At 51.2% G+C, this 19,282-nt stretch carries 14 protein-coding genes; 1 reads left to right on the forward strand and 13 read right to left on the reverse strand.

Annotated features, from left to right (window positions below; all coding sequences use genetic code 11):
• Positions 1-26: 26 nt before the first annotated feature.
• The 9 genes from pknB to LAJLEIBI_RS13460 form a co-directional block, all read right to left on the reverse strand.
• Entirely contained in the window at positions 27-2,138 is a 2,112-nt protein-coding gene (gene pknB / locus LAJLEIBI_RS13420) for a Stk1 family PASTA domain-containing Ser/Thr kinase (protein ID WP_006442646.1), read from the reverse strand.
• Positions 2,132-2,875: a Stp1/IreP family PP2C-type Ser/Thr phosphatase gene (locus tag LAJLEIBI_RS13425; RefSeq protein WP_006442647.1), complete on the reverse strand. Its 744-nt coding sequence runs from the start codon at positions 2,873-2,875 to the stop codon at positions 2,132-2,134. Before LAJLEIBI_RS13425 ends, pknB begins: the two co-directional genes overlap by 7 nt.
• Complete coding sequence (gene rlmN, locus LAJLEIBI_RS13430) at positions 2,853-3,923, reverse strand: dual-specificity RNA methyltransferase RlmN (RefSeq protein ID WP_006442648.1); 1,071 nt, start codon at positions 3,921-3,923, stop codon at positions 2,853-2,855. The genes LAJLEIBI_RS13425 and rlmN overlap by 23 nt, the downstream gene beginning before the upstream one ends.
• On the reverse strand, positions 3,916-5,220 hold the full coding sequence (gene rsmB, locus LAJLEIBI_RS13435; protein WP_006442649.1) for a 16S rRNA (cytosine(967)-C(5))-methyltransferase RsmB: 1,305 nt from the start codon (positions 5,218-5,220) through the stop codon (positions 3,916-3,918). The genes rlmN and rsmB overlap by 8 nt, the downstream gene beginning before the upstream one ends.
• A gap of 22 nt (positions 5,221-5,242) precedes the next feature.
• Complete coding sequence (locus LAJLEIBI_RS13440) at positions 5,243-5,950, reverse strand: zinc metallopeptidase (protein ID WP_006442650.1); 708 nt, start codon at positions 5,948-5,950, stop codon at positions 5,243-5,245.
• A gap of 85 nt (positions 5,951-6,035) precedes the next feature.
• Positions 6,036-6,965, reverse strand: a complete 930-nt coding sequence (gene fmt / locus LAJLEIBI_RS13445) for a methionyl-tRNA formyltransferase (RefSeq protein ID WP_006442651.1) — start codon at positions 6,963-6,965, stop codon at positions 6,036-6,038.
• A 1-nt stretch (position 6,966) separates the two neighbouring features.
• Positions 6,967-7,440: a peptide deformylase gene (def, locus tag LAJLEIBI_RS13450; protein ID WP_006442652.1), complete on the reverse strand. Its 474-nt coding sequence runs from the start codon at positions 7,438-7,440 to the stop codon at positions 6,967-6,969.
• A gap of 14 nt (positions 7,441-7,454) precedes the next feature.
• A complete protein-coding gene (gene priA, locus LAJLEIBI_RS13455) occupies positions 7,455-9,683 on the reverse strand; it encodes a replication restart helicase PriA (RefSeq protein ID WP_006442653.1) in 2,229 nt (742 codons plus the stop codon).
• On the reverse strand, positions 9,673-11,145 hold the full coding sequence (locus LAJLEIBI_RS13460) for a UDP-N-acetylmuramoyl-L-alanyl-D-glutamate--2,6-diaminopimelate ligase (RefSeq protein ID WP_147570460.1): 1,473 nt from the start codon (positions 11,143-11,145) through the stop codon (positions 9,673-9,675). The genes priA and LAJLEIBI_RS13460 overlap by 11 nt, the downstream gene beginning before the upstream one ends.
• Before the next feature lie 164 nt (positions 11,146-11,309).
• Between LAJLEIBI_RS13460 and pepT the strand changes: the two genes are divergently transcribed.
• The gene (pepT, locus tag LAJLEIBI_RS13465) at positions 11,310-12,533 is read left to right on the forward strand and encodes a peptidase T (protein ID WP_040434885.1); all 1,224 of its coding nucleotides are present in this window, start codon (positions 11,310-11,312) and stop codon (positions 12,531-12,533) included.
• A 65-nt stretch (positions 12,534-12,598) separates the two neighbouring features.
• On the opposite strand, the gene LAJLEIBI_RS13470 is transcribed toward pepT, so the two are convergent.
• The 4 genes from LAJLEIBI_RS13470 to LAJLEIBI_RS13485 form a co-directional block, all read right to left on the reverse strand.
• Complete coding sequence (locus LAJLEIBI_RS13470; RefSeq protein ID WP_040435459.1) at positions 12,599-13,468, reverse strand: YitT family protein; 870 nt, start codon at positions 13,466-13,468, stop codon at positions 12,599-12,601.
• A 177-nt stretch (positions 13,469-13,645) separates the two neighbouring features.
• Positions 13,646-14,899, reverse strand: coding sequence for a Y-family DNA polymerase (locus LAJLEIBI_RS13475; protein WP_006442657.1), 1,254 nt, complete (start codon positions 14,897-14,899; stop codon positions 13,646-13,648).
• Positions 14,900-14,964: 65 nt separating this feature from the next.
• Positions 14,965-17,559 carry an ATP-dependent chaperone ClpB gene (gene clpB / locus LAJLEIBI_RS13480; protein ID WP_040434886.1) on the reverse strand — a complete coding sequence of 865 codons (2,595 nt, stop codon included), beginning with the start codon at positions 17,557-17,559 and terminating at the stop codon, positions 14,965-14,967.
• A gap of 153 nt (positions 17,560-17,712) precedes the next feature.
• Positions 17,713-19,191, reverse strand: coding sequence for a GntR family transcriptional regulator (locus tag LAJLEIBI_RS13485; protein WP_006442659.1), 1,479 nt, complete (start codon positions 19,189-19,191; stop codon positions 17,713-17,715).
• Between the last annotated feature and the right edge of the window lie 91 nt (positions 19,192-19,282).

Genomic DNA, 19,282 nt, shown 5'->3' on the forward strand with positions numbered 1-19,282 from the left:
TTCCTGTCCCACTGTATCCACCGCCGTTACTGCGAGTCACTGTCGTCGGGGTTCTCCACAGGCGGCTGCTGCTGTGCCCCTGTACTGATAACGAGATTGATCTTTGTCCCCTTGGATACGCTGCTTCCTACACCCGGGTCACAGCTCACAACAAGTCCGGCGCCGACACTGTTATTCGACTGGTATGTGACGGTTCCCACGGACAGGCCCGCATTGCTGATAAGCTGTCTGGCGTTGCTCTCCGATACACCGGTGACGCCCGGAACACTTATCTTCTCCTCCGGCTTCTTCCCGCTGCTCACCGCAAAATCTACCGAGGTTCCTTTGGAAACTTTCTTTCCGCCGTTCAGGCTCTGTGATACGACGTTCCCTTTCTCTACACTGTCATTATAGTCATAGGTCACGGTCCCCACATTAAGGCCCGCATCTGAAAGAGCAGTTCTGGCCGCGCTCTCGCTCATACCGCGGATATCCGGCACTGTCTTCTTCTCAGAGCCCTTGCTCACCTTCATGATGATCTCCGTATCCTTCGTGACCTTAGCATTTGCGGACGGGGTCGTGCCGATGACATCGCCTTCCGCCACATTATCATCATAGACGAATTCTGAGCTTCCGACCTTCAGCCCTTCATCCTCAAGAGCTTTCTGGGCATCTGCCTCACTCATTCCGCTGACATCGGGTACTGTGATCTCATCCCCCACGAGGTCCGAGCTTACGACTACTTCCACCGTTGAATTCTTCTTTACTTTCTTACCGGCCTCGGTCTTCTGCTCGCTCACTGTGCCCTTTTCGTATTTCTTTGACTCCTTGCGGGCGACTACCTTCATGCCGAGCCCTTTCTTCTTGAGCGCCGCCTTCGCGTCGTCCTCAGTCATGCCTACCACATCAGGCACTTTCACTTTGCCGGTATCCGTCTCTTCTGTATTCATTTTCGGGCCAAACTTAAAGATACCTGCCGCTTTCCCAATCGTGAATATGAGGATGAACACGATGATAACAACAACCACGATCGTAAGGATCTTCATGATCTTATTCATCCGCGGATTTACTTCATCTGAATTCTTTCCTCTTCTGCCCCGCTTACCATCTTTTCCGCCGTATTCGTCATCATCGTCATCGTACTCGCCGTCACCATATTCATCGTCATCATACTCGTCGCCGCCGTACTCATCGTCATCGTACTCGTCTTCATCATACTCGTAGTCGTCTTCGTCGAGCTCTTCTTCATCGTAGGAGCTTCGGATATCATCCAGCTCCTCGTCCGTGATGATGACCGTATCCGCATTGCGAAGCGGCGGAATAACGACAAAATCCCCATCCGGATCCACGAGAGAACGTTTCAGGTCCTGGATGAGTTCTGTTGTACTTGCGTATCTTCTCTCCGCATTCTTCTGTGTACATTTCAGGATGATCTGTTCCAGACTGTACGGAATGTCAGGTACAAGTTCCGACGGCGGCGTGATCTCTTCCTGCAGATGTTTGATGGCGACCGCAACTGTAGATTCTCCGTCAAAAGGCACCTCTCCCGTAGCCATCTCAAACAGAGTGATCCCTATGGAGTAGACATCACTCTTCGCATCGCTGAAGCCGCCTCTGGCCTGTTCCGGGGACGTATAATGCACGGAGCCCATGGCGTTTGAACTGATCGTATTGGACGTCGTCGCCTTGGCGATGCCGAAATCTGTCACCTTCACCTTCCCGTCCCTGGAAATTATGATATTCTGCGGCTTTATATCTCTGTGTATGATATTGGCATTGTGTGCCGCGCCGATTCCGGTACACATCTGTATCGCGATGCTGATAACTTCCTTGTGGGATAATCTCCCTTTCTTCTCTATATAATCCTTCAGCGTGATCCCTTCCACCAGTTCCATCACCATATAATACAGGCCCCGGTCTTCGCCGACATCGTACACATTGACGATATTAGGATTCATAAGTCCGGCCGCCGCCTGTGCCTCAGAGCGGAACTTGCGGACAAAATTATCATCTTCTTTATATTCTTTTTTTAACACTTTGATTGCCACGTAGCGATTGAGCATATGGTCCTTGCCTTTATAGACATCGGCCATCCCCCCGGCACCAATCTTACTAAGCACCTCATAACGTTTTCCTAAATAAATTCCATCCTTTACCATGTACTCACCTCATCTGAAAGTGGCTCCGCCATAACAACCCCTATGTTATCTCTCCCGCCATTACTGTTTGCCTTTTCGATCAACATCTGCACTGCTTCCACGATATCTCTCGCGCCCTTTACGATGTCGAACATATCCTCATCTTCTACCATATTGCTGAGACCGTCCGTACACATCAGTATCGTGTCCCCCTTTTTCAGACGGTACTCATATACATCCGCTTCCACATCCGGCTTTACGCCGATGGCCCTCGTGATGATATTTTTATCCGGATGATTTTTGGCTTCCTCTTCTTTTATGCCGCCAAGCCTTACCATTTCTTCCACGAGAGAATGGTCTTTGGACAGCTGGCGTATTTTATCGTTGATCAGGTACAGACGGCTGTCTCCTACATTGGCAAAATAGAGCGTATTGCCCACCACTGTCGCCGCCACGAGCGTTGTACCCATACCTTCCAGTTTCACATCGGCGGCCGCGGCTTCTATCAGCATATTATTTGCTGTCGCCACCACCCCCCGCAGGATTTCCTCCGGACGGCCGACAGATGTCTGCTCCAGTTCTTTCCTGAGCACCGTGACTGTATATTTTGACGCAAAGTCGCCGGCTTTATGGCCGCCCATTCCATCGGCAACCGCCAGCAGGTTCGGAAACGGCCCGATGGGCTTATCCGTCACGTATACATAATCCTGATTGACTTCGCGCTTTCTTCCCACATCAGTCATCGCATATATCTTCATCTGATTCTCCCTCTGTCACCGCAGTGTAACGTCTGCGGAGCTGTCCGCAGGCTCCGTCTATATCCGAGCCTCTTTCCCTTCTTATAGTAACATTAATTCCGTTTTTTTCAAGTTTATTTTTGAATTCATGGGCATTTTTACTGTCCGGGCGGACAAAATTACGCTCCTTTATCGGATTTACCGGAATCAGGTTCAGATGACAGTTCCGGCGCTTCAGTAACGCCGTCAGCTCTCTTACATCTTCCGGCTGGTCATTTACCCCCTGTACGAGACTGTATTCAAACGTGATCCTGCGTCCTGTCTTCTCAAAATAATAGTCACATGCCTCCAGCACTTCTGCCAGTTCATATTTATTCGCCACCGGCATGAGGGCCTTCCGCTTTTCCTGCGTGGAACCGTGCAGCGACAGCGCCAGCGTGATCTGAAGATCCTCCTCTGCCAGCCGCCTCATGTTCGGTACGATGCCGCACGTTGACGCCGTAATATTTCTCTGGCTGATGTTGAGTCCATGTTCATCGCTGACCATACGGATAAACTGAAGAAAATTATCATAGTTGTCCAGCGGCTCTCCCGTTCCCATCACAACCACATTTGATATCCGCTCTCCGATAAGCTTCTGGATCTGGTATATCTGCCGCAGCATCTCGGACGGGGTCAGATTCCGCATAAGCCCGTCCAGCGTCGATGCGCAGAAACGGCAGCCCATGCGGCAGCCTGCCTGAGATGAGATACAGACGGAGTTGCCGTAACTGTAACGCATGAGAACACTTTCGACCATATTGCCTTCACAGAGCCTGAACAGGAACTTTTCCGTAGGATCGACCGAGGAGATCTGACGCTCTGTCAGCGTCACTTCCCGTATCTCATACTCTGCGCTCAGCTGCTCCCTCAATTTTTTGGAGAGATTGGTCATTTCATCAAAACTGTCCGCAAGCCTGACATGAAGCCACTCATATATCTGTCTGCTGCGGAAGCTCTTTTCTCCCATCGCCTCTATCTCATTTTTCAGTTGTCCGTGATCGTACGAACATATATCCTTTTTAATCATGGTTCTCCTTCTGGAACAGAGCTATATAGAATCCGTCTCCTTCATCCAGGCCGGGGATCATCTGCTTTTCCCTCACGAGGCTGAAGCCGGGGTACGTATTTTTGAACCACCTGGCATTTCCCTCGTTCTCTTCCCAGCTGACTGTACATGTACTGTATACCAGCTTTCCTCCCGGTTTCACATAAGCCTGCACAACAGACAGTATCTTCCGCTGAAGCGCTGCCAGCTCTTTCTGCATTTCCTCCGTCATCTTATATTTAAGATCCGGCTTCTTTCCTATCACGCCAAGCCCGGAACACGGAAGATCCGCGATCACGATGTCTGCTGATTCCGCAGCAGACCGGTCGGGCACCGTCGCGTCCCATTTCACCGCTTCTATATTCTTAAGACCGCTCCGCTCAATATTTTCTTCAATAAGCCTTACTTTATATCCTGTCAGGTCTCTCGCCTCCACATGGCCGGTGCCGTGCAGCCGCTCCGCCATATGAAGCGCCTTGCCTCCCGGCGCCGCGCACACGTCTATGACCGTATCCCCTTTCCTGGGAGCCGCCCAGTGCACAGTGCGCATGGAGTTGATATCCTGCACATAATAATATCCTCTGCGGAAACTCTCAAGCCCGCCGAGATAATTATAGCCATATATATGGAGCGCAGCCGGGAACTCCGGTATCTCCTCTGTGCGGACTCCTTCTTCCTTCAGCATCTCTGTCAGCGCTTCTCTGCTTATGCGGTCCGGGTTGAACCGGATCGTCACCGGCTTTTCTTTCAGAAAATCCTCAGCCATGACAAGGACATTGTCTTCCCCGTAACGCTCAAGCCACTGTTCCAGTATCCACTTCGGCAGTGAATACCTGACCGACAGATGCTCTATGTAATCCTTCGGGTACGCGATCTTGTTCATATTCCGGCTTATATTGCGAAGGACGCCGTTCACAAATGCCTTGAGACTTGCAAAGCCCCTTTTTTCCGCAAGCTTCACCGCCTCATTGCACACAGCGCTGTCCGGCACACTGTCCATATATTTCAGCTGGTACACACCGCTTCTTATGATGGCGCCTATGACCGGTTTCATTCTGTTTACTTTTACTTTTGAAAACTGATTGATAATATAATCGATTTCTATAAGATGTTCCAGCGTGCCGTTTATCACTCTCGTGATAAACGCACGCTGCTTTTTATCCAGATACTGGTACTTCTCGAGCACATTGCGCAGGGCAATGTGGCAGTATTCACCTTCCCGTGTTATCTGCAGCAGTGTATCCAGTATCAGTTCTCTTTCATTTACCGATGACGCCATATTTTATTCCCCCTCATATGGATTAATCGTTTCTTCTTCCTCCTGTGAGGAGGAGTATCCTAAGCAGCTGAAGTATGGCAGACGCCGCGCCGGCCACGTACGTCAATGCAGCCGCAGTGAGCACCTTCTTCGTGTCGGCGATCTCGCTTTCATACAGCAGTCCCGTGCTCCCGAGCATCTTGACCGCCCTGCTCGATGCGTTAAATTCTACCGGCAGTGTGATGATCTGGAAAAGTACCGCCAGAGAGAACGCAATGATCCCAAGATTGAGCAGAAGCGCGGAAGAACTGCTGTTAAACAGCAGTCCGATCAGTATGAGCGGCCAGGCGATCGCGCTTCCGAAATTCGCCACGGGCACGAGCGCACCCCGCAGGGAGAGCGGCGCATACCCCTGCGCATGCTGCATCGCATGTCCGCACTCATGGGCGGCAACTCCGATCGCCGCCACGGACGTAGAATTGTATGTCGCGTCGGACAGCCTTAACACTTTGCTTCTCGGATCATAATGGTCTGTCAGATTCCCCTGAACATGCTCTACCTTTACATCATAGATCCCCGCCCCTCGCAGAACATGTTCCGCCGCATCTTTACCGGTCATGCCTGTATGACTGCGGACACGGGAATATTTATTGAATGTGGCGTTCATCTTCGCCGATGCCAGAAGACATATGATGACACCTATCAGAACAAGAAAATACGTTGGATCAAAATACATCATTGGATATATCATTTATTAGCCTCCTTTAACATGTATAAGACTTATTATATATGAAAAAGAGGAAAAATAGCGGTTCTTCATAAAATTTTAACACTTTTTAACCAAGTTCACACCCTTTTTCTATCTTATAGCCTCTGAGAAACGCGCCTGCCTCCATCCGCTTCTTCCCCGGGATCTGAAGCGAACGCACCTTGAGAAGTCCGTCTCCTGTCTGTACGCAAAATCCGTCTTTTTCTACCGATACGACCGTTCCCGGAAGCGTCTGGGTATTCTGTGCCACAACATCTGCCTCCCAAATCTTCATCACTTTATCGTCCCACCGCGTATATGCGCTGGGCCACGGGTTCAGTCCCCGGATAAGCCGTTCGATCGTCTGCGCGTCTTTCTTCCAGTCGATACTTCCCATGTCTTTATCGAGCATCCGGGCATATTCCGTCGTAGTCTCTCCCTGCTTTTCAAAGGAAGCGCTTCCTTCTTCCAGCGCCTTAAGCGTTTCTACGCAGAGGACCGCGCCGGCGGCAGACAGTTTGTCAAACAGACTGCCGCCGGTCTCCTTTTCATCCAGCACAACTTCCTTCTTTAAGATCATGTCGCCCGTATCCAGACCTTCGTCCATCTGCATCGTCGTAACTCCGGATACGTCCTCTCCGTTTATGACCGCCCACTGTATGGGCGCGGCTCCTCTGTACTTCGGAAGCAGTGACGCATGTACATTGACGCAGCCGTAGGGAGTCATCTCCAGAATCTCTTTCGGCAGTATCTGTCCAAACGCGATGACGACCATAATATCTGCCCCGTAACGGCGCAGCTCTTCTATACACTCCGCCTGCCGTACTTTCTTTGGCTGAAAGACAGGTATCCCGTATTTCAGCGCAGTCTCCTTGACAGGAGAATACTGCATCTTCCCGCCTCTGCCCTTCGGCTTGTCAGGCTGCGTCACCGCGAGCACGATTTCATGACCAGCCTCAATGAGCGCCTCAAATGTCCCGACCGAAAAATCCGGCGTTCCCATGAAAATAATCTTCATCTTACTCTTCCTCCCCGGCTCCTACGTCATGAAGTCCGTCCTCTGTGAGCTCCACATACATATTGCCGTCCAGATGGTCTATCTCATGGCAGAATGCCCGGGCCAAAAGCCCGGTCCCTTCCAGCTCTCTCTCCTGCATATCTTCGTCAAGCGCCCTCACCCTGACATAATCCGGCCTTGTGACGATCCCGTATTTTCCGGGAACACTCAGGCATCCTTCCTCCCCTGTCTGTTCCCCGGACGTCTCTATGATCTCCGGATTGATAAGTACGATCGGACCTTCTCCCACGTCGATCGTGACGATCCTTTTGAGCACGCCCACCTGGGGCGCCGCAAGCCCTACGCCGTACGCCTCGTACATCGTGTCAAACATATCGTTGATGAGCACTTTTGTGCGCAGCGTAAGTTTATCCACCGGCTTACATGTTTTTGTCAATACCTCTTCGCCAAGTTCCCGAATCTTTCTCGTTGCCATATGCTTTCCTCTCCTTAAAATACATTCATGGGATTGAAATCAAACTGTATTCTCAGCGTCTGAAATCCCCTGTTGATCTCTATATATTGTTCCAGCCTGTTCTTTGCTTCCGTGAGCAGACGGTACTCCCCGCATTTAATGTAGAGCACTTTACGGTACACGTCATTTACCTTTCCCACGCCCGGACTGGCGGGACCTATCACCTGGAGCCGGCCGCCGCGGCCGATCCTGACGACGTACTCTTTCACATACCCGGCCGCTTTTTCAAGCAGCTGTTCATCCCGCCCTGTCATCAGCACGGCGAGCAGCTGTTCCACCGGAGGGTATCCCATCAGTTCCCGGTATTCCATCTCCGCCTCATAAAACCCTTCATAGTCCTGAGCGGCAGCCATTCGGATACTGTAGTGGTCCGGACTGTATGTCTGAATGATAACTTCTCCTTTGCCGCTGCCTCTCCCGGCTCTCCCGGCCGCCTGTGTCAGCAGCTGGAACGTCCGCTCTCCCGCCCGGTAATCATTGGAATATAATGACATATCTGCGGCCAGGATCCCGACAAGTGTAACGTTTGGAAAATCGTGCCCTTTCACTATCATCTGGGTGCCGATGAGTATATCCGCCTCTCCGGACGCAAACGACTCAAGTATCTTTTCATGGCCGTCCTTCTCCCTCGTGGTGTCCATATCCATGCGGAGGACCCTGGCTTTTGGAAATGCTTTCTTAACGATATCCTCGATCTGCTGTGTCCCCGCTCTGAACCCGCCGATAAATGTGGAGCCGCAGGACGGACACGCACTCACCGAAGGCTCCTCGTGTCCGCAGTAGTGGCACACAAGCCTGCCGTTTCTGTGAGCTGACAATGACACATCACAATGAGGACATTTTACTACATATCCGCATGCTCTGCAAGAAATGAAACCTGCATACCCCCGCCGGTTCAGGAAAAGCATCGTCTGCTCTCCCCTTTCAAGCCGCAGGGCGATCATCCCCTTCAGACGGTCGCTCAGGATAGAGCGGTTGCCGTTCTCAAGCTCTTTTCTCATATCTACGGTATAGACGTCCGGCAGCTCGAGACTCTGCGTCCTGTTCCTGAGCTCCAGCAGCGTATATTCTTTCCTTCGGCAGCGGTAAAAGGATTCAAGCGACGGCGTTGCGGAGCCAAGTACCACGCTGGCCCCCTCAATAGCCGCCCGCTCGATCGCAGTCTCTCTGGCGTGATATCTCGGAACCTGCTCGCTCTTGTATGTCGTCTCGTGTTCCTCATCAAGCACGATCAGGCCAAGATCAGAAAACGGAGTAAACAGCGCCGAACGCGGCCCTATCATCACATCGACCGCACCGGATCTGACACGCTCCATCTGATCGTAGCGCTCTCCCTGGGAGAGCCTCGAATTCAGTATGGACACCCGGTCTCCGAACCGCCCGTAAAACCGCATCACAGTCTGGTACGTCAGCGCGATCTCCGGAATGAGCACGATGGCCTGTTTTCCTTCCTGCACGACCCTGTGGATCATCTCCATATATACTTCTGTCTTACCGCTTCCCGTGACGCCGTATAAAAGGTACGTTCCTCTTATCCCTTCTCTGTAGTCTCCCCAGAAAGTATCTATGACATTCCGCTGTTCCTTCGTATATTCCACTTCCTGCCGCTGTTTTACCCTCTGCCGGACCGGATTGCGGAATTCTCTCTCAGAATCAAGCGCAAGTACCCCCTGCTCTTCCAGCGCCCGTATCACCGGCATGGTAATGTTCAGCTTCTTCGTGACGAGCTCATACTCCTGTTCCGGCTGGTCCAGCAGCCCGGCGAGCAGGCGGGCCCTCGCTTTCTGGTTTTTGTGAAGGTATACATCCAGCTGTTTCTTTCCTTCCTCCTCATCAAGAAGCAGTCTCACACGTCTCTTTTCCCTCGGCTGCTCTTTTCTCTTAATGGGCAGCACAGTCTTCAGCGCCTGGATCATCGTACCGCCGTATTGCTCGTGCATCCATGCCGCCAGCGCCACCAGTCTGGACTCGATGGCCACGCTCTCATCCGCAGCCCGGATGATCTCTTTCACTCTGGACAACTCGTAATCCGTCTTCTCTGAGAATCCAACCACATACCCCCGTGTCTCCCGGTTGCCGCGGCCAAAAGGAACGATAACCTCCGTGCCTACTTCAAGCGCCCCTGCAAGCTGTTCGGGGACCCGGTAGCAGAATACTCTGTCCAGTTTTTCATGTGTTATGTCGATAATGATATCAGCGAACATGCGCGCCTTGTTCCTCCAATATTTCCGCAATGAGCACCCGGTCGTCCATATCGTACTTAACGCCCTTTATTTCCTGATATGTCTCATGCCCTTTTCCGGCAAGAATAATGACGTCTCCCGGCCGGCCGTTTTCGATCGCGTATCTGATCGCCTCTTTTCTGTCACAGATCGCCGTGTATTTCCCATCTGTCCTTTCTATCCCGGTAATAATATCATCTATGATAGCCTGCGGCTCCTCAAATCTTGGGTTGTCGGACGTGATAACGGTAAAGTCCGCAAGCTTTCCGGACACCTCTCCCATCTCAAACCGGCGCGTCCTGGAGCGGTTGCCGCCGCATCCGAACACCGTTACGAGCCGTCCCGGATCATAGTCTCTCAGCGTGGCGAGCAGACTCTCAAGGCTCATGGCGTTGTGCGCGTAATCTATCATAAGGGTAAAGTCATCCGACACTTTCACCATCTCGATCCGGCCCTTGACCTTCGCCACTTTCAGCGCTTTTTTTATCTCCTCAGCAGGGACGTCAAAGTGCCTGCACACCGCGATAGCTGTCAGTGAGTTGTACACACTGAATTCTCCCGGTATATCTATCTCAACGTCAAAATCCATCAGCCCGCTGACGTGATATTTGACCCCAAGGTACCCTGGTCTTGAGATATGTTCCACATCCGTGGCCCTTAGATCTGCCTTTTCAGAAAAACCAAACGTTTCCGTCCGGCACGTCGCGTTACGGAATACATCCTCAAACCACCGGTCATCCACATTGGCGATCCCCAGTCTGCACTGTGTGAACAAAATACCTTTGCAGCGCTTGTAGTCCTCAAAATCCTTGTGTTCATTCGGTCCGATATGATCTTCCCCGAGATTGGTAAAAATGCCGATCTCAAACTCGATCCCCGCCGTCCTGTGAAGCATCAGCCCCTGGGACGATACTTCCATCACGACGCAGTCGCACCCGGCGTCCACCATTTCTTTAAAATACTTGTGTATCGTGAAGGACTCCGGCGTCGTATTGCTGGCCGGTATGGCCTTACCGCCTATCAGCGTCTCGATCGTTCCGATCAGCCCGACCTTGTGCCCGACGCCTTCCAGAATGGATTTCACCATATAGGTCGTCGTTGTCTTCCCTTTTGTCCCCGTGATCCCGATCACCTTAAGCTGCTCGGCCGGATATCCGAAATATGCGGCCGACATGAGCGCCAGCGCATAGCGCGTATCGTCCACATGGATCACTGTCACCCCATCCGGCGCCTCCACCTGTTTCTCCACGATCACTGCCTTTGCTCCCTTTTCAGCGACCTCTTTTACATAGGCGTGCCCGTCTGACACGGCGCCGCTGATACACACGAACGCGCTGCCCGGGACCACTTTCCGGGAATCGTTGGTCAGCTCTGTCACTTCCGCCTTCTCGCTTCCCTGTACAACTTCATATTCTAAACGTTCTAATAAATCGGTTAATCTCATGTTCTTCCTGCCTCCTGATTTAATCTCATCAATGGTATTATAACATTAAATATTTTCAAATACCATACCCACTGTTTACAGGGAGACAGAAGGTCAAACGAGGGTGGATTTCCCGTCTCATATGCGGTACAATGAAGTCAGAATATTGAAAGGGGAATGAAACTTTGAAAGCTTATGAACGACTGTTAAAGTACGTGGCAGTACGTACGCCGAGCGATGAGAACAGTGAGACTGTGCCATCCTCACAGTGCCAGTTTGATCTGGCAAAAATGCTGGAAGAAGAGATGAAAGCGCTGGGGCTTACCGGCGTTCATACGGACAGCCAGTGCTATCTATATGGAAAAATACCGGCCACCCCGGGATATGAGGACAAGACTGCCATCGGTTTTATCGCTCACATGGATACCGTATCTGATTTCTGCGGCCATGAGATCAAACCTGTCATCACAGAGAATTATGACGGTAAAGATCTCGTACTTGGGGAAAGCGGCCGCGTACTGAGCTCAGATACATTCAGCCACCTGAAGGGCCTGAAGGGACGCACGCTTATCACGACCGACGGCACTACCATTCTCGGAGCGGACGACAAGGCGGGCATCGCAGAGATCCTGACGATGGCCGAGCGCCTGCGGGATGAGAATATACCGCACGGACCGGTCAGCGTCGCCTTCACTCCGGACGAGGAGATCGGAACCGGCGCCGCACACTTTAATGTAGAGGACTTCGGCGCTGAATATGCATATACGCTGGACGGCGACACTGAGGGCGAGATCCAGTATGAGAACTTCAACGCGTGCAAAGCGCGGTTTGATATCAGAGGATTCAATGTACACCCTGGCTCCAGCAAGGATACGATGATCAACGCAAGCCTTTTGGCCATGGAGATCAATTCACTTCTTCCAGGCATGGAGACGCCGAGGGGCACCGAAGATTATGAAGGCTTCTACCATCTCATGAGCATGTCCGGCGAGTGCGGGGAGGCGCAGCTTAACTATATCGTCAGGGATCATAACAAAGAATTCTTTGAGGCGCGCAAACATACGCTCCGTCTTATCGAAAAGAACATGAACGAAAAATGGGGGGAAGGCACGGTCAAACTGACGATCACAGAGCAGTACAAGAATATGGCCGAGATCATAAACGGATGTATGCATCTTATAGACAATGCAAAAACGGCTTGTGAGAGGGCCGGTGTAAAGCCGCTCATCTTACCGATCCGCGGAGGCACAGACGGCTGCCAGCTCAGTTTTAAGGGACTTCCGTGTCCGAATCTCGGTACCGGCGGACATGCCTATCACGGCCCGTACGAACATATCACTGTAGAAGGTATGGACAAGAGCGTGGATATTATCATGGAGCTCGTTAAGCTTTATGCTGCAGGAATCTGAAGCATTTAACAAAAACCGGCGGCTGCGGACCGCCGGTTTTTGTTATTCTGTCGATGAATGCCATATTACAATTCTTTGATCTCTTCTTTAAATCCTTCGCCGACCACCTCATTTGATTCCATTATGATCGTAAATGCCTGCGGATCTATATTGTGCACCATTTTTTTGATCGTGTACATCTGCTTGTTATTGCACGCGCACATAACGACATCTTTCTTTTTCTTGGAATAACTTCCCATACCCTTCAGGATGGTGGAGCCTCTTCCCGAGTATTCGTCGATCTGTTCTGCCACGTCCTCCCCGTGCTCTGTGACAATAAACGTCATCTTGCCCTCGTCGATCCCGTACATGATCCTGTCCATCACAATGGCCATCAGATAGGTCACGATAATGCCGTATATAAGACCGTCAACATCCTTGAAGACGAGCACACTTCCGAGAATGATCGTCAGTATGTCAAGCGCGAAGGTTATGATGCCAAGTGTCATGTGCGGTCTCACTTTCTTGATCGCCACGCTGATAAAATCCTGCCCTCCCGTCGATGAGCCGCGCATAAATATCATGGCGTAGCCGATGCCGCACAGCACTCCCATGCAGAGCGCGGCCAGCAGTCTGCTGCCCTCATATACGGGCAGGTACGGCGCCACATAGTCCATCAGAAAAGAAGATATGATCATAGATTTCAGCGACTTCAGGAAGAAATTGCGTCCCAAAAACTTATAGCAGAAAATCGCCACCGGTATATTCAGTATGATCGTACCTGCGCCGACCGGCAGCCCGAGCAGATGGTACATGACAATTGCGATGCCGGAGAAACCGGCCACGGGGAAGTTGGCGTTCAGAGCAAAATTATATACGCCTATGGCGATTACCATGCCTGCCGCAATATCCACTAGAATATCGATCCCGGTTTCTTTCCAGTTAATTTTTTTCATCTTCATTTACCTCTCTTTCCCTGTTTTTATCTTTTACGTCTGTCCTAAAAGTTTGGACAGCCTGATTTTACACACAAAAAGGCAGCCACAAACTATAAATATATAATTCGCAGCTGCTCTTATGCTTATAAGTATATCTACAGATTATTTTTTTGTCAACACCATTCTCTGCATTATTCAATGCGTTTCGTTATCTCCCTGTTCCTTGTCGTGAGCAGCTTCCAGAAACCTTCCCCGCCTGACCACGTCCCTGCCATACTTTTTTTTGATCTCATCCAGCGCCCTGTCAAGCTTCTTCTGCTTCTCGTCTCTGGCAGCATCCGTCTCTTTACTGCTGCTCACAGGGATATCAAAGATCGTCATCTGCTCGGGTTCATCCTGTTTCACAAGCTTGGAGCTGCGTATACCAAGCAGACGGATCGGTACTTTTGTCCACAGTTCCCGGAACAGCTCCACCGCTGTGTGATAGATGACCGTATCGCTGTTGGTCGGCTTTGGGATCTGTCTCTGATGGGAGGCCGTCTCAAAGTTATAATATTTTATCTCCACGCTCAGCATACCCGCCTTCTGTTCTGCTTCGCGCAGTCTTGCCCCCACGCTCTCCGCAAGACCGAGGAGCACCTTTTTCGCCTCTTCCTCCGTCACGGCATCCTTTGAAAGCGTCGTGGAATTACCGATCCCTTTCGCCTCCACCTTTTCTGTTATCACTTCCGAGTTGTCGATACCGTTGGCAAACTCCCACAGTTTTCTGCCGTGGCTCTTCAGATGAAGCTCAAGGATCTCCGGATCTGCCTGGGCCAAGTCTCCGATGCTGCGTATCTCCAGCTTCTGGAGCGTCTCAACGCTTGACTGCCCCGCCATGTACAGCTCCCACACCGGGAGCGGCCACATCTTTACCTTTATCTCTTCTGGGAATAATGTGTGCACTTTGTCCGGCTTCTCAAAATCAGAAGCCATCTTGGCAAGAAGCTTATTCGTAGATATCCCGATATTGACTGTGAAACCGAACTTCTCATATATTCTGTTCTTTATCTCCAGCGCGCCTGAGACAGGGGACGTAAATCTTCCGGATATCCCTGTAAAATCCATATAACACTCGTCAACGCTCACCTGCTCTATATCCGGCGTATATGTCCGAAGAAATGTCATCATCTGGCTGCTGTACTCATGATACAGCTTATGATCCGGCGGCTCCATGTGCAGACTTGCGCACTTGCGAAAGGCATTCGCGACAGGTTCTCCCGTCCGAATGCCGAACTTTTTTGCAGGCAGCGACTTTGCCAGTACCACACCGTGGCGGGACTCCTGGTTCCCGCCGATAATAGCCGGTATGGTCCTGATGTCTGTCTCTGCTCCATTTTTTAATTGTTCTACAGCCGTCCAGCTCAAATAAGCTGAATTTACATCTATATGAAATACGATACGACGCATGCCCCAACCTCCTGAGAAACCGCTTCCTCCTGTGCTGCTTTTATTCTAGCATGCAGAACATACGTTTACAAGAGATTCTTCCGGGCGCCTGCCGCAAGTTTCCCGTTTTCCACATCGATCACGATGGTCTCCCCCGCCCCGATGTCTCCCTGAAGCATCAGCTTAGCGGCCAGTGTCTCCACATTCTTCTGAAGGTACCGTTTCAGGGGCCTTGCCCCGTAGGTAGGATCATAACCGCCCTCAACGACCATATTCTTTGCAGCCTCGGTAAGAGAGATCGATATCTCCTTGTCCGCAAGCCGTTTATTTACATCTTCCGTCAATAAATCTATGATGGCGTAGATATTTTCCTTTGTCAGCGGCTTGAACATTATCATTTCATCCAGCCGGTTCAGGAACTCCGGCCTGAAATGTGCCCTTAAGTCGTCCATCACCGCATTCTGGCTCTCCTGGCTTATATTGCCGGCTTCATCGATTCCGTCCAGCAGGTATGCCGAACCAATATTGGACGTCATAATAAGAATGGTATTTTTAAAGTCCACCGTGCGTCCCTGGGAATCTGTGATCCGCCCGTCGTCCAGCACCTGAAGCAGTACATTAAACACATCCGGATGCGCTTTTTCCACCTCGTCAAAGAGCACGACCGAATACGGTTTCCTCCTGACTGCCTCCGTGAGCTGGCCGCCCTCGTCATAACCGACATATCCCGGAGGCGCTCCGATCAGTCTGGATACGGAATACTTCTCCATATATTCACTCATGTCGATACGCACCATATTGTTCTCGTCGTCAAAGAGGCTTTCTGCCAGCGCCTTGGCCAGCTCCGTCTTGCCGACGCCTGTCGGGCCGAGGAAAAGGAAAGAGCCTATCGGTTTTCCCGGGTCTTTGATCCCGGCTTTGGAACGGATGATCGCCTCTGTGACAAGCTCCACCCCTTCTTCCTGTCCGATGACACGCCTGTGAAGCTCATCTGCCAGATGAAGCGTCTTGCTCCGCTCGCTTTCGTTCAGCCTTGCGACCGGAATGCCGGTCCATCTTGACACGATCCTTGCGATCTCTTCGTCGGTCACACTTTCATGGACGAGGGATCTCTCCTCATCTTTTATTTTGCCCTCTTCCTCCTCCAGCTGCTTTTTAAGCTGCGGCAGCCTTCCGTACTGAAGCTCCGCGGCCTTTTCCAGATCATAGGACTGTTGTGCCTTCTGGATCTCCTTGTTCACCTGCTCTATCTCTTCGCGCACCTTCTGTACCCGCTCTACTTTGACCTTCTCATTGTCCCACTGCGCTTTCTTTCCCGCAAATTGTTCCCGAAGCTCCGCAAGCTCCTGCTGAAGGTGTCCAAGCCTGTCTTTACTCAGGCGGTCCTCCTCTTTCTTTAGCGCCGCCTCTTCAATCTCCAGCTGCATGATCTTCCGCTGCAGTTCATCCAGTTCCGCCGGCATGGAATCCAGCTCCGTCTTGATAAGCGCACATGCCTCATCCACAAGATCGATCGCCTTGTCCGGGAGAAAACGGTCCGAGATATACCGGTCAGAGAGCGTGGCTGCCGCCACGAGGGCTCCGTCTGTGATCTTTACTCCGTGGAACACTTCATATCTCTCTTTTAATCCGCGGAGGATGGATATGGCGTCTTCCACCGTCGGCTCATCTACGAGTACCGGCTGGAAACGCCGCTCCAGAGCCGCGTCTTTTTCTATATACTGGCGGTATTCGTCCAGTGTGGTGGCGCCGATACAGTGAAGCTCGCCTCTTGCAAGCATCGGCTTCAGCATATTTCCGGCGTCCATAGCTCCGTCTGTCTTTCCCGCGCCTACGATCGTGTGCAGCTCATCGATGAACAGTATGATCTTCCCGTCGCTGTTCTTCACTTCCTCCAGCACTGCTTTCAGACGTTCCTCAAACTCACCGCGGTATTTGGCGCCGGCCACAAGAGCGCCCATGTCCAGCGAAAATATCGTCTTATCCTTCAGCGCCTCCGGGACATCTCCCCTCACGATACGCTGCGCCAGCCCCTCCACAACCGCCGTCTTGCCGACTCCCGGCTCTCCGATAAGCACGGGGTTGTTTTTTGTCTTCCGGGACAGAATGCGGACAAGATTGCGAATCTCCGAATCTCTGCCGATCACCGGGTCCAGCTTCTGGTCTCTGGCCCGTTCCACCAGATCAGAGCCATATTTATTCAGCGTGTCATACGTTGCCTCCGGGTTATCGCTCGTGACTTTCTGGCTTCCTCTCACTGTTGCAAGCGCCTGAAGAAACAGATCCCTCTTTATTCCGAGCTCCCGGAAGATCACCTTCAATTCTTTGTTCGGATATTTCAGAAGAGAGAGGAACAGGTGCTCAACAGACACATACTCATCCCCCATCTGCTTTGCCTCATCTTCTGCATGAATGAGCGCTTTGTTGAGATCCTGGCCGACAAAAGCCTGACCGCCCTGCACCTTCGTGCGCTTGCGGAGTCCTTCCTCCACACGGTTGATAAAGACGGTCTTCTCTACACCCATCTTTTCCATCAGTTTCAGTATGAGACTGTCATCCTGCACGAGCAGCGCATAGAGCAGGTGCTCCTGCTCGATCTCCTGATTGCCGTACTCCATTGCAGTGCGCTCGCAGTCCTGCACAGCCTGAAGTGACTTCTGCGTAAATTTATTTATATTCATAGTGACTACCTCCTCACCTGCGTAGTTCTTTATTTGTTCTATTCGTACTATAACAAATATTGTCAGCACTGTCAAGCCTCGAGTGCTAATTGAATTATAAAAAAATTGTGAAGCTTCATTTTTTAATACTTCACAATCTTTTCCGTACCTTTTTCATAAATCTTTTTTTACATCCGTGAGCATAAGGCGGATAGAGATGGATGACCGCAGTTCCCCCTCGTATATTTTGTTCCGGCGCAGATAAACTTCCACCATTGGAAATTCTTTTAAGAGTTTTTCCTTGACGAGGACTGCGCAGCGGGCGTACTCTCCCTCCCTGAGCGCCTGTATGAGCGCATCTGTAAGCTGTACATCTGCCAGTTCCAGTTCCGTTGTCTCATTCTTCGACCCCCGCAGAGGATAGCCCCAGAGAAACAGGCCGAATATCCTGGCATATATTTCTCTCACGCTCGATAACGTACTATACCGCGCCGTCCAGATCAGCATGTGCCAGAGCGACTTTGCGCACTGACCTGTATTCCTGTTTTCCTCCAGACAGTCAAGCAGTTCTTCTCTCTCACTTTGCCTCATCTCCACAAGAAGTCTGCCGAGTACCTCCTCGCAGGAATAGATGAGCAATTCAAAAGACTGGAAGAAAAGGGCAAGATTCTGCCGTACGGCCAGACTTGACAGGTCAGGTTCCCGGCAGCGCTTCCCCATGGAAAAGATGCGGGTCCCGACCCCATTGACAGACTCTGCGGCTCCTACCTGGTTCAACACATTGATGGTCCGGCGCACCGTGCTGAGCGACACATTGAATCTCTGAGCCATCTTTTCATAGGAAGGAAGGTATTCCCGCTCTCTGAACTCTCCCATATAGATCTCATATAATATACGGATCGCCAGACTGCAGCAGAGCTGAGGACGTTCGCGGTAGATCCTCCACACAAAAGAGACCTGTTCCTTCCCGGGCCTGTGCCGGACGACCGGTTCCAGATAGGCGGCCACCCGGCTGACGTCGCCTCTCTGATATTCAATAAGAGAATTCCGCACAATATCCCACTTTTTTTCCTGCGCCGCCGCAAGGAGTGTGTTCATTCTCTGACGGACCAGTTCCGCGTCATAGCAGAACTGACACTGTTTCATCCTGGCAAACGGGAATCCCCAGAACAATGTGATTTCCCAAAAAAGATTCAGCGCCAGAGGATTCTCTGCCTTCTGCAGTATATAACGGAAAAACTGCATCAGATCCTCGGCAAAAGCCCGCTTTGCAAGCTTACGGACATACTGAAAATCTTCAGGGACCATCCGGCGCATTCCTTCCATCATTATGGGAACAAGTATAAGCTCAGATGATTCATAGAGATCAAAAAATGCTTCCCACCGCTCGGAATAAAAATGTACTGCGAAATCGCCGAACTCCTCCTTACTCTGCTGAAAGATAACTTTCGTCGCCTGCCCGTTGCGCATCGAGATATAGCCCTCCGCCCGCAGCCGGCGCAAAGCAGCCTTGACGGTCTGGTCGCTGACATTAAATTCATGGCACAGTATGTCGATGGCGGGCAGCGTATCGCCGTATCGGTAATATCCGAACCGAAAACGCAGAAAAAAGTATTCATATATCAGATTAGAAAATTGTGTGCCCTCTTTCAACTCTGTTGTCTCTCCTTTGTATATAGTAAGTATTATTTTATCATTTTTCCAAATAAAATACTATAAGTCCATTGAGAATCATCAGGTGATA

Source organism: [Clostridium] hylemonae DSM 15053, assembly GCF_008281175.1.
Taxonomy (GTDB): Bacteria; Bacillota; Clostridia; order Lachnospirales; family Lachnospiraceae; genus Extibacter; species Extibacter hylemonae.

What these genes read in the sequence shown, in the direction of transcription:
- pknB (WP_006442646.1), bottom strand. Translation starts at nt 2,138, where the DNA reads ATGGTAAAGGATGGAATTTATTTAGGAAAACGTTATGAGGTGCTTAGT.
- LAJLEIBI_RS13425 (WP_006442647.1), bottom strand. Translation starts at nt 2,875, where the DNA reads ATGAAGATATATGCGATGACTGATGTGGGAAGAAAGCGCGAAGTCAAT.
- rlmN (WP_006442648.1), bottom strand. Translation starts at nt 3,923, where the DNA reads ATGATTAAAAAGGATATATGTTCGTACGATCACGGACAACTGAAAAAT.
- rsmB (WP_006442649.1), bottom strand. Translation starts at nt 5,220, where the DNA reads ATGGCGTCATCGGTAAATGAAAGAGAACTGATACTGGATACACTGCTG.
- LAJLEIBI_RS13440 (WP_006442650.1), bottom strand. Translation starts at nt 5,950, where the DNA reads ATGATATATCCAATGATGTATTTTGATCCAACGTATTTTCTTGTTCTG.
- fmt (WP_006442651.1), bottom strand. Translation starts at nt 6,965, where the DNA reads ATGAAGATTATTTTCATGGGAACGCCGGATTTTTCGGTCGGGACATTT.
- def (WP_006442652.1), bottom strand. Translation starts at nt 7,440, where the DNA reads ATGGCAACGAGAAAGATTCGGGAACTTGGCGAAGAGGTATTGACAAAA.
- priA (WP_006442653.1), bottom strand. Translation starts at nt 9,683, where the DNA reads ATGTTCGCTGATATCATTATCGACATAACACATGAAAAACTGGACAGA.
- LAJLEIBI_RS13460 (WP_147570460.1), bottom strand. Translation starts at nt 11,145, where the DNA reads ATGAGATTAACCGATTTATTAGAACGTTTAGAATATGAAGTTGTACAG.
- LAJLEIBI_RS13470 (WP_040435459.1), bottom strand. Translation starts at nt 13,468, where the DNA reads ATGAAAAAAATTAACTGGAAAGAAACCGGGATCGATATTCTAGTGGAT.
- LAJLEIBI_RS13475 (WP_006442657.1), bottom strand. Translation starts at nt 14,899, where the DNA reads ATGCGTCGTATCGTATTTCATATAGATGTAAATTCAGCTTATTTGAGC.
- clpB (WP_040434886.1), bottom strand. Translation starts at nt 17,559, where the DNA reads ATGAATATAAATAAATTTACGCAGAAGTCACTTCAGGCTGTGCAGGAC.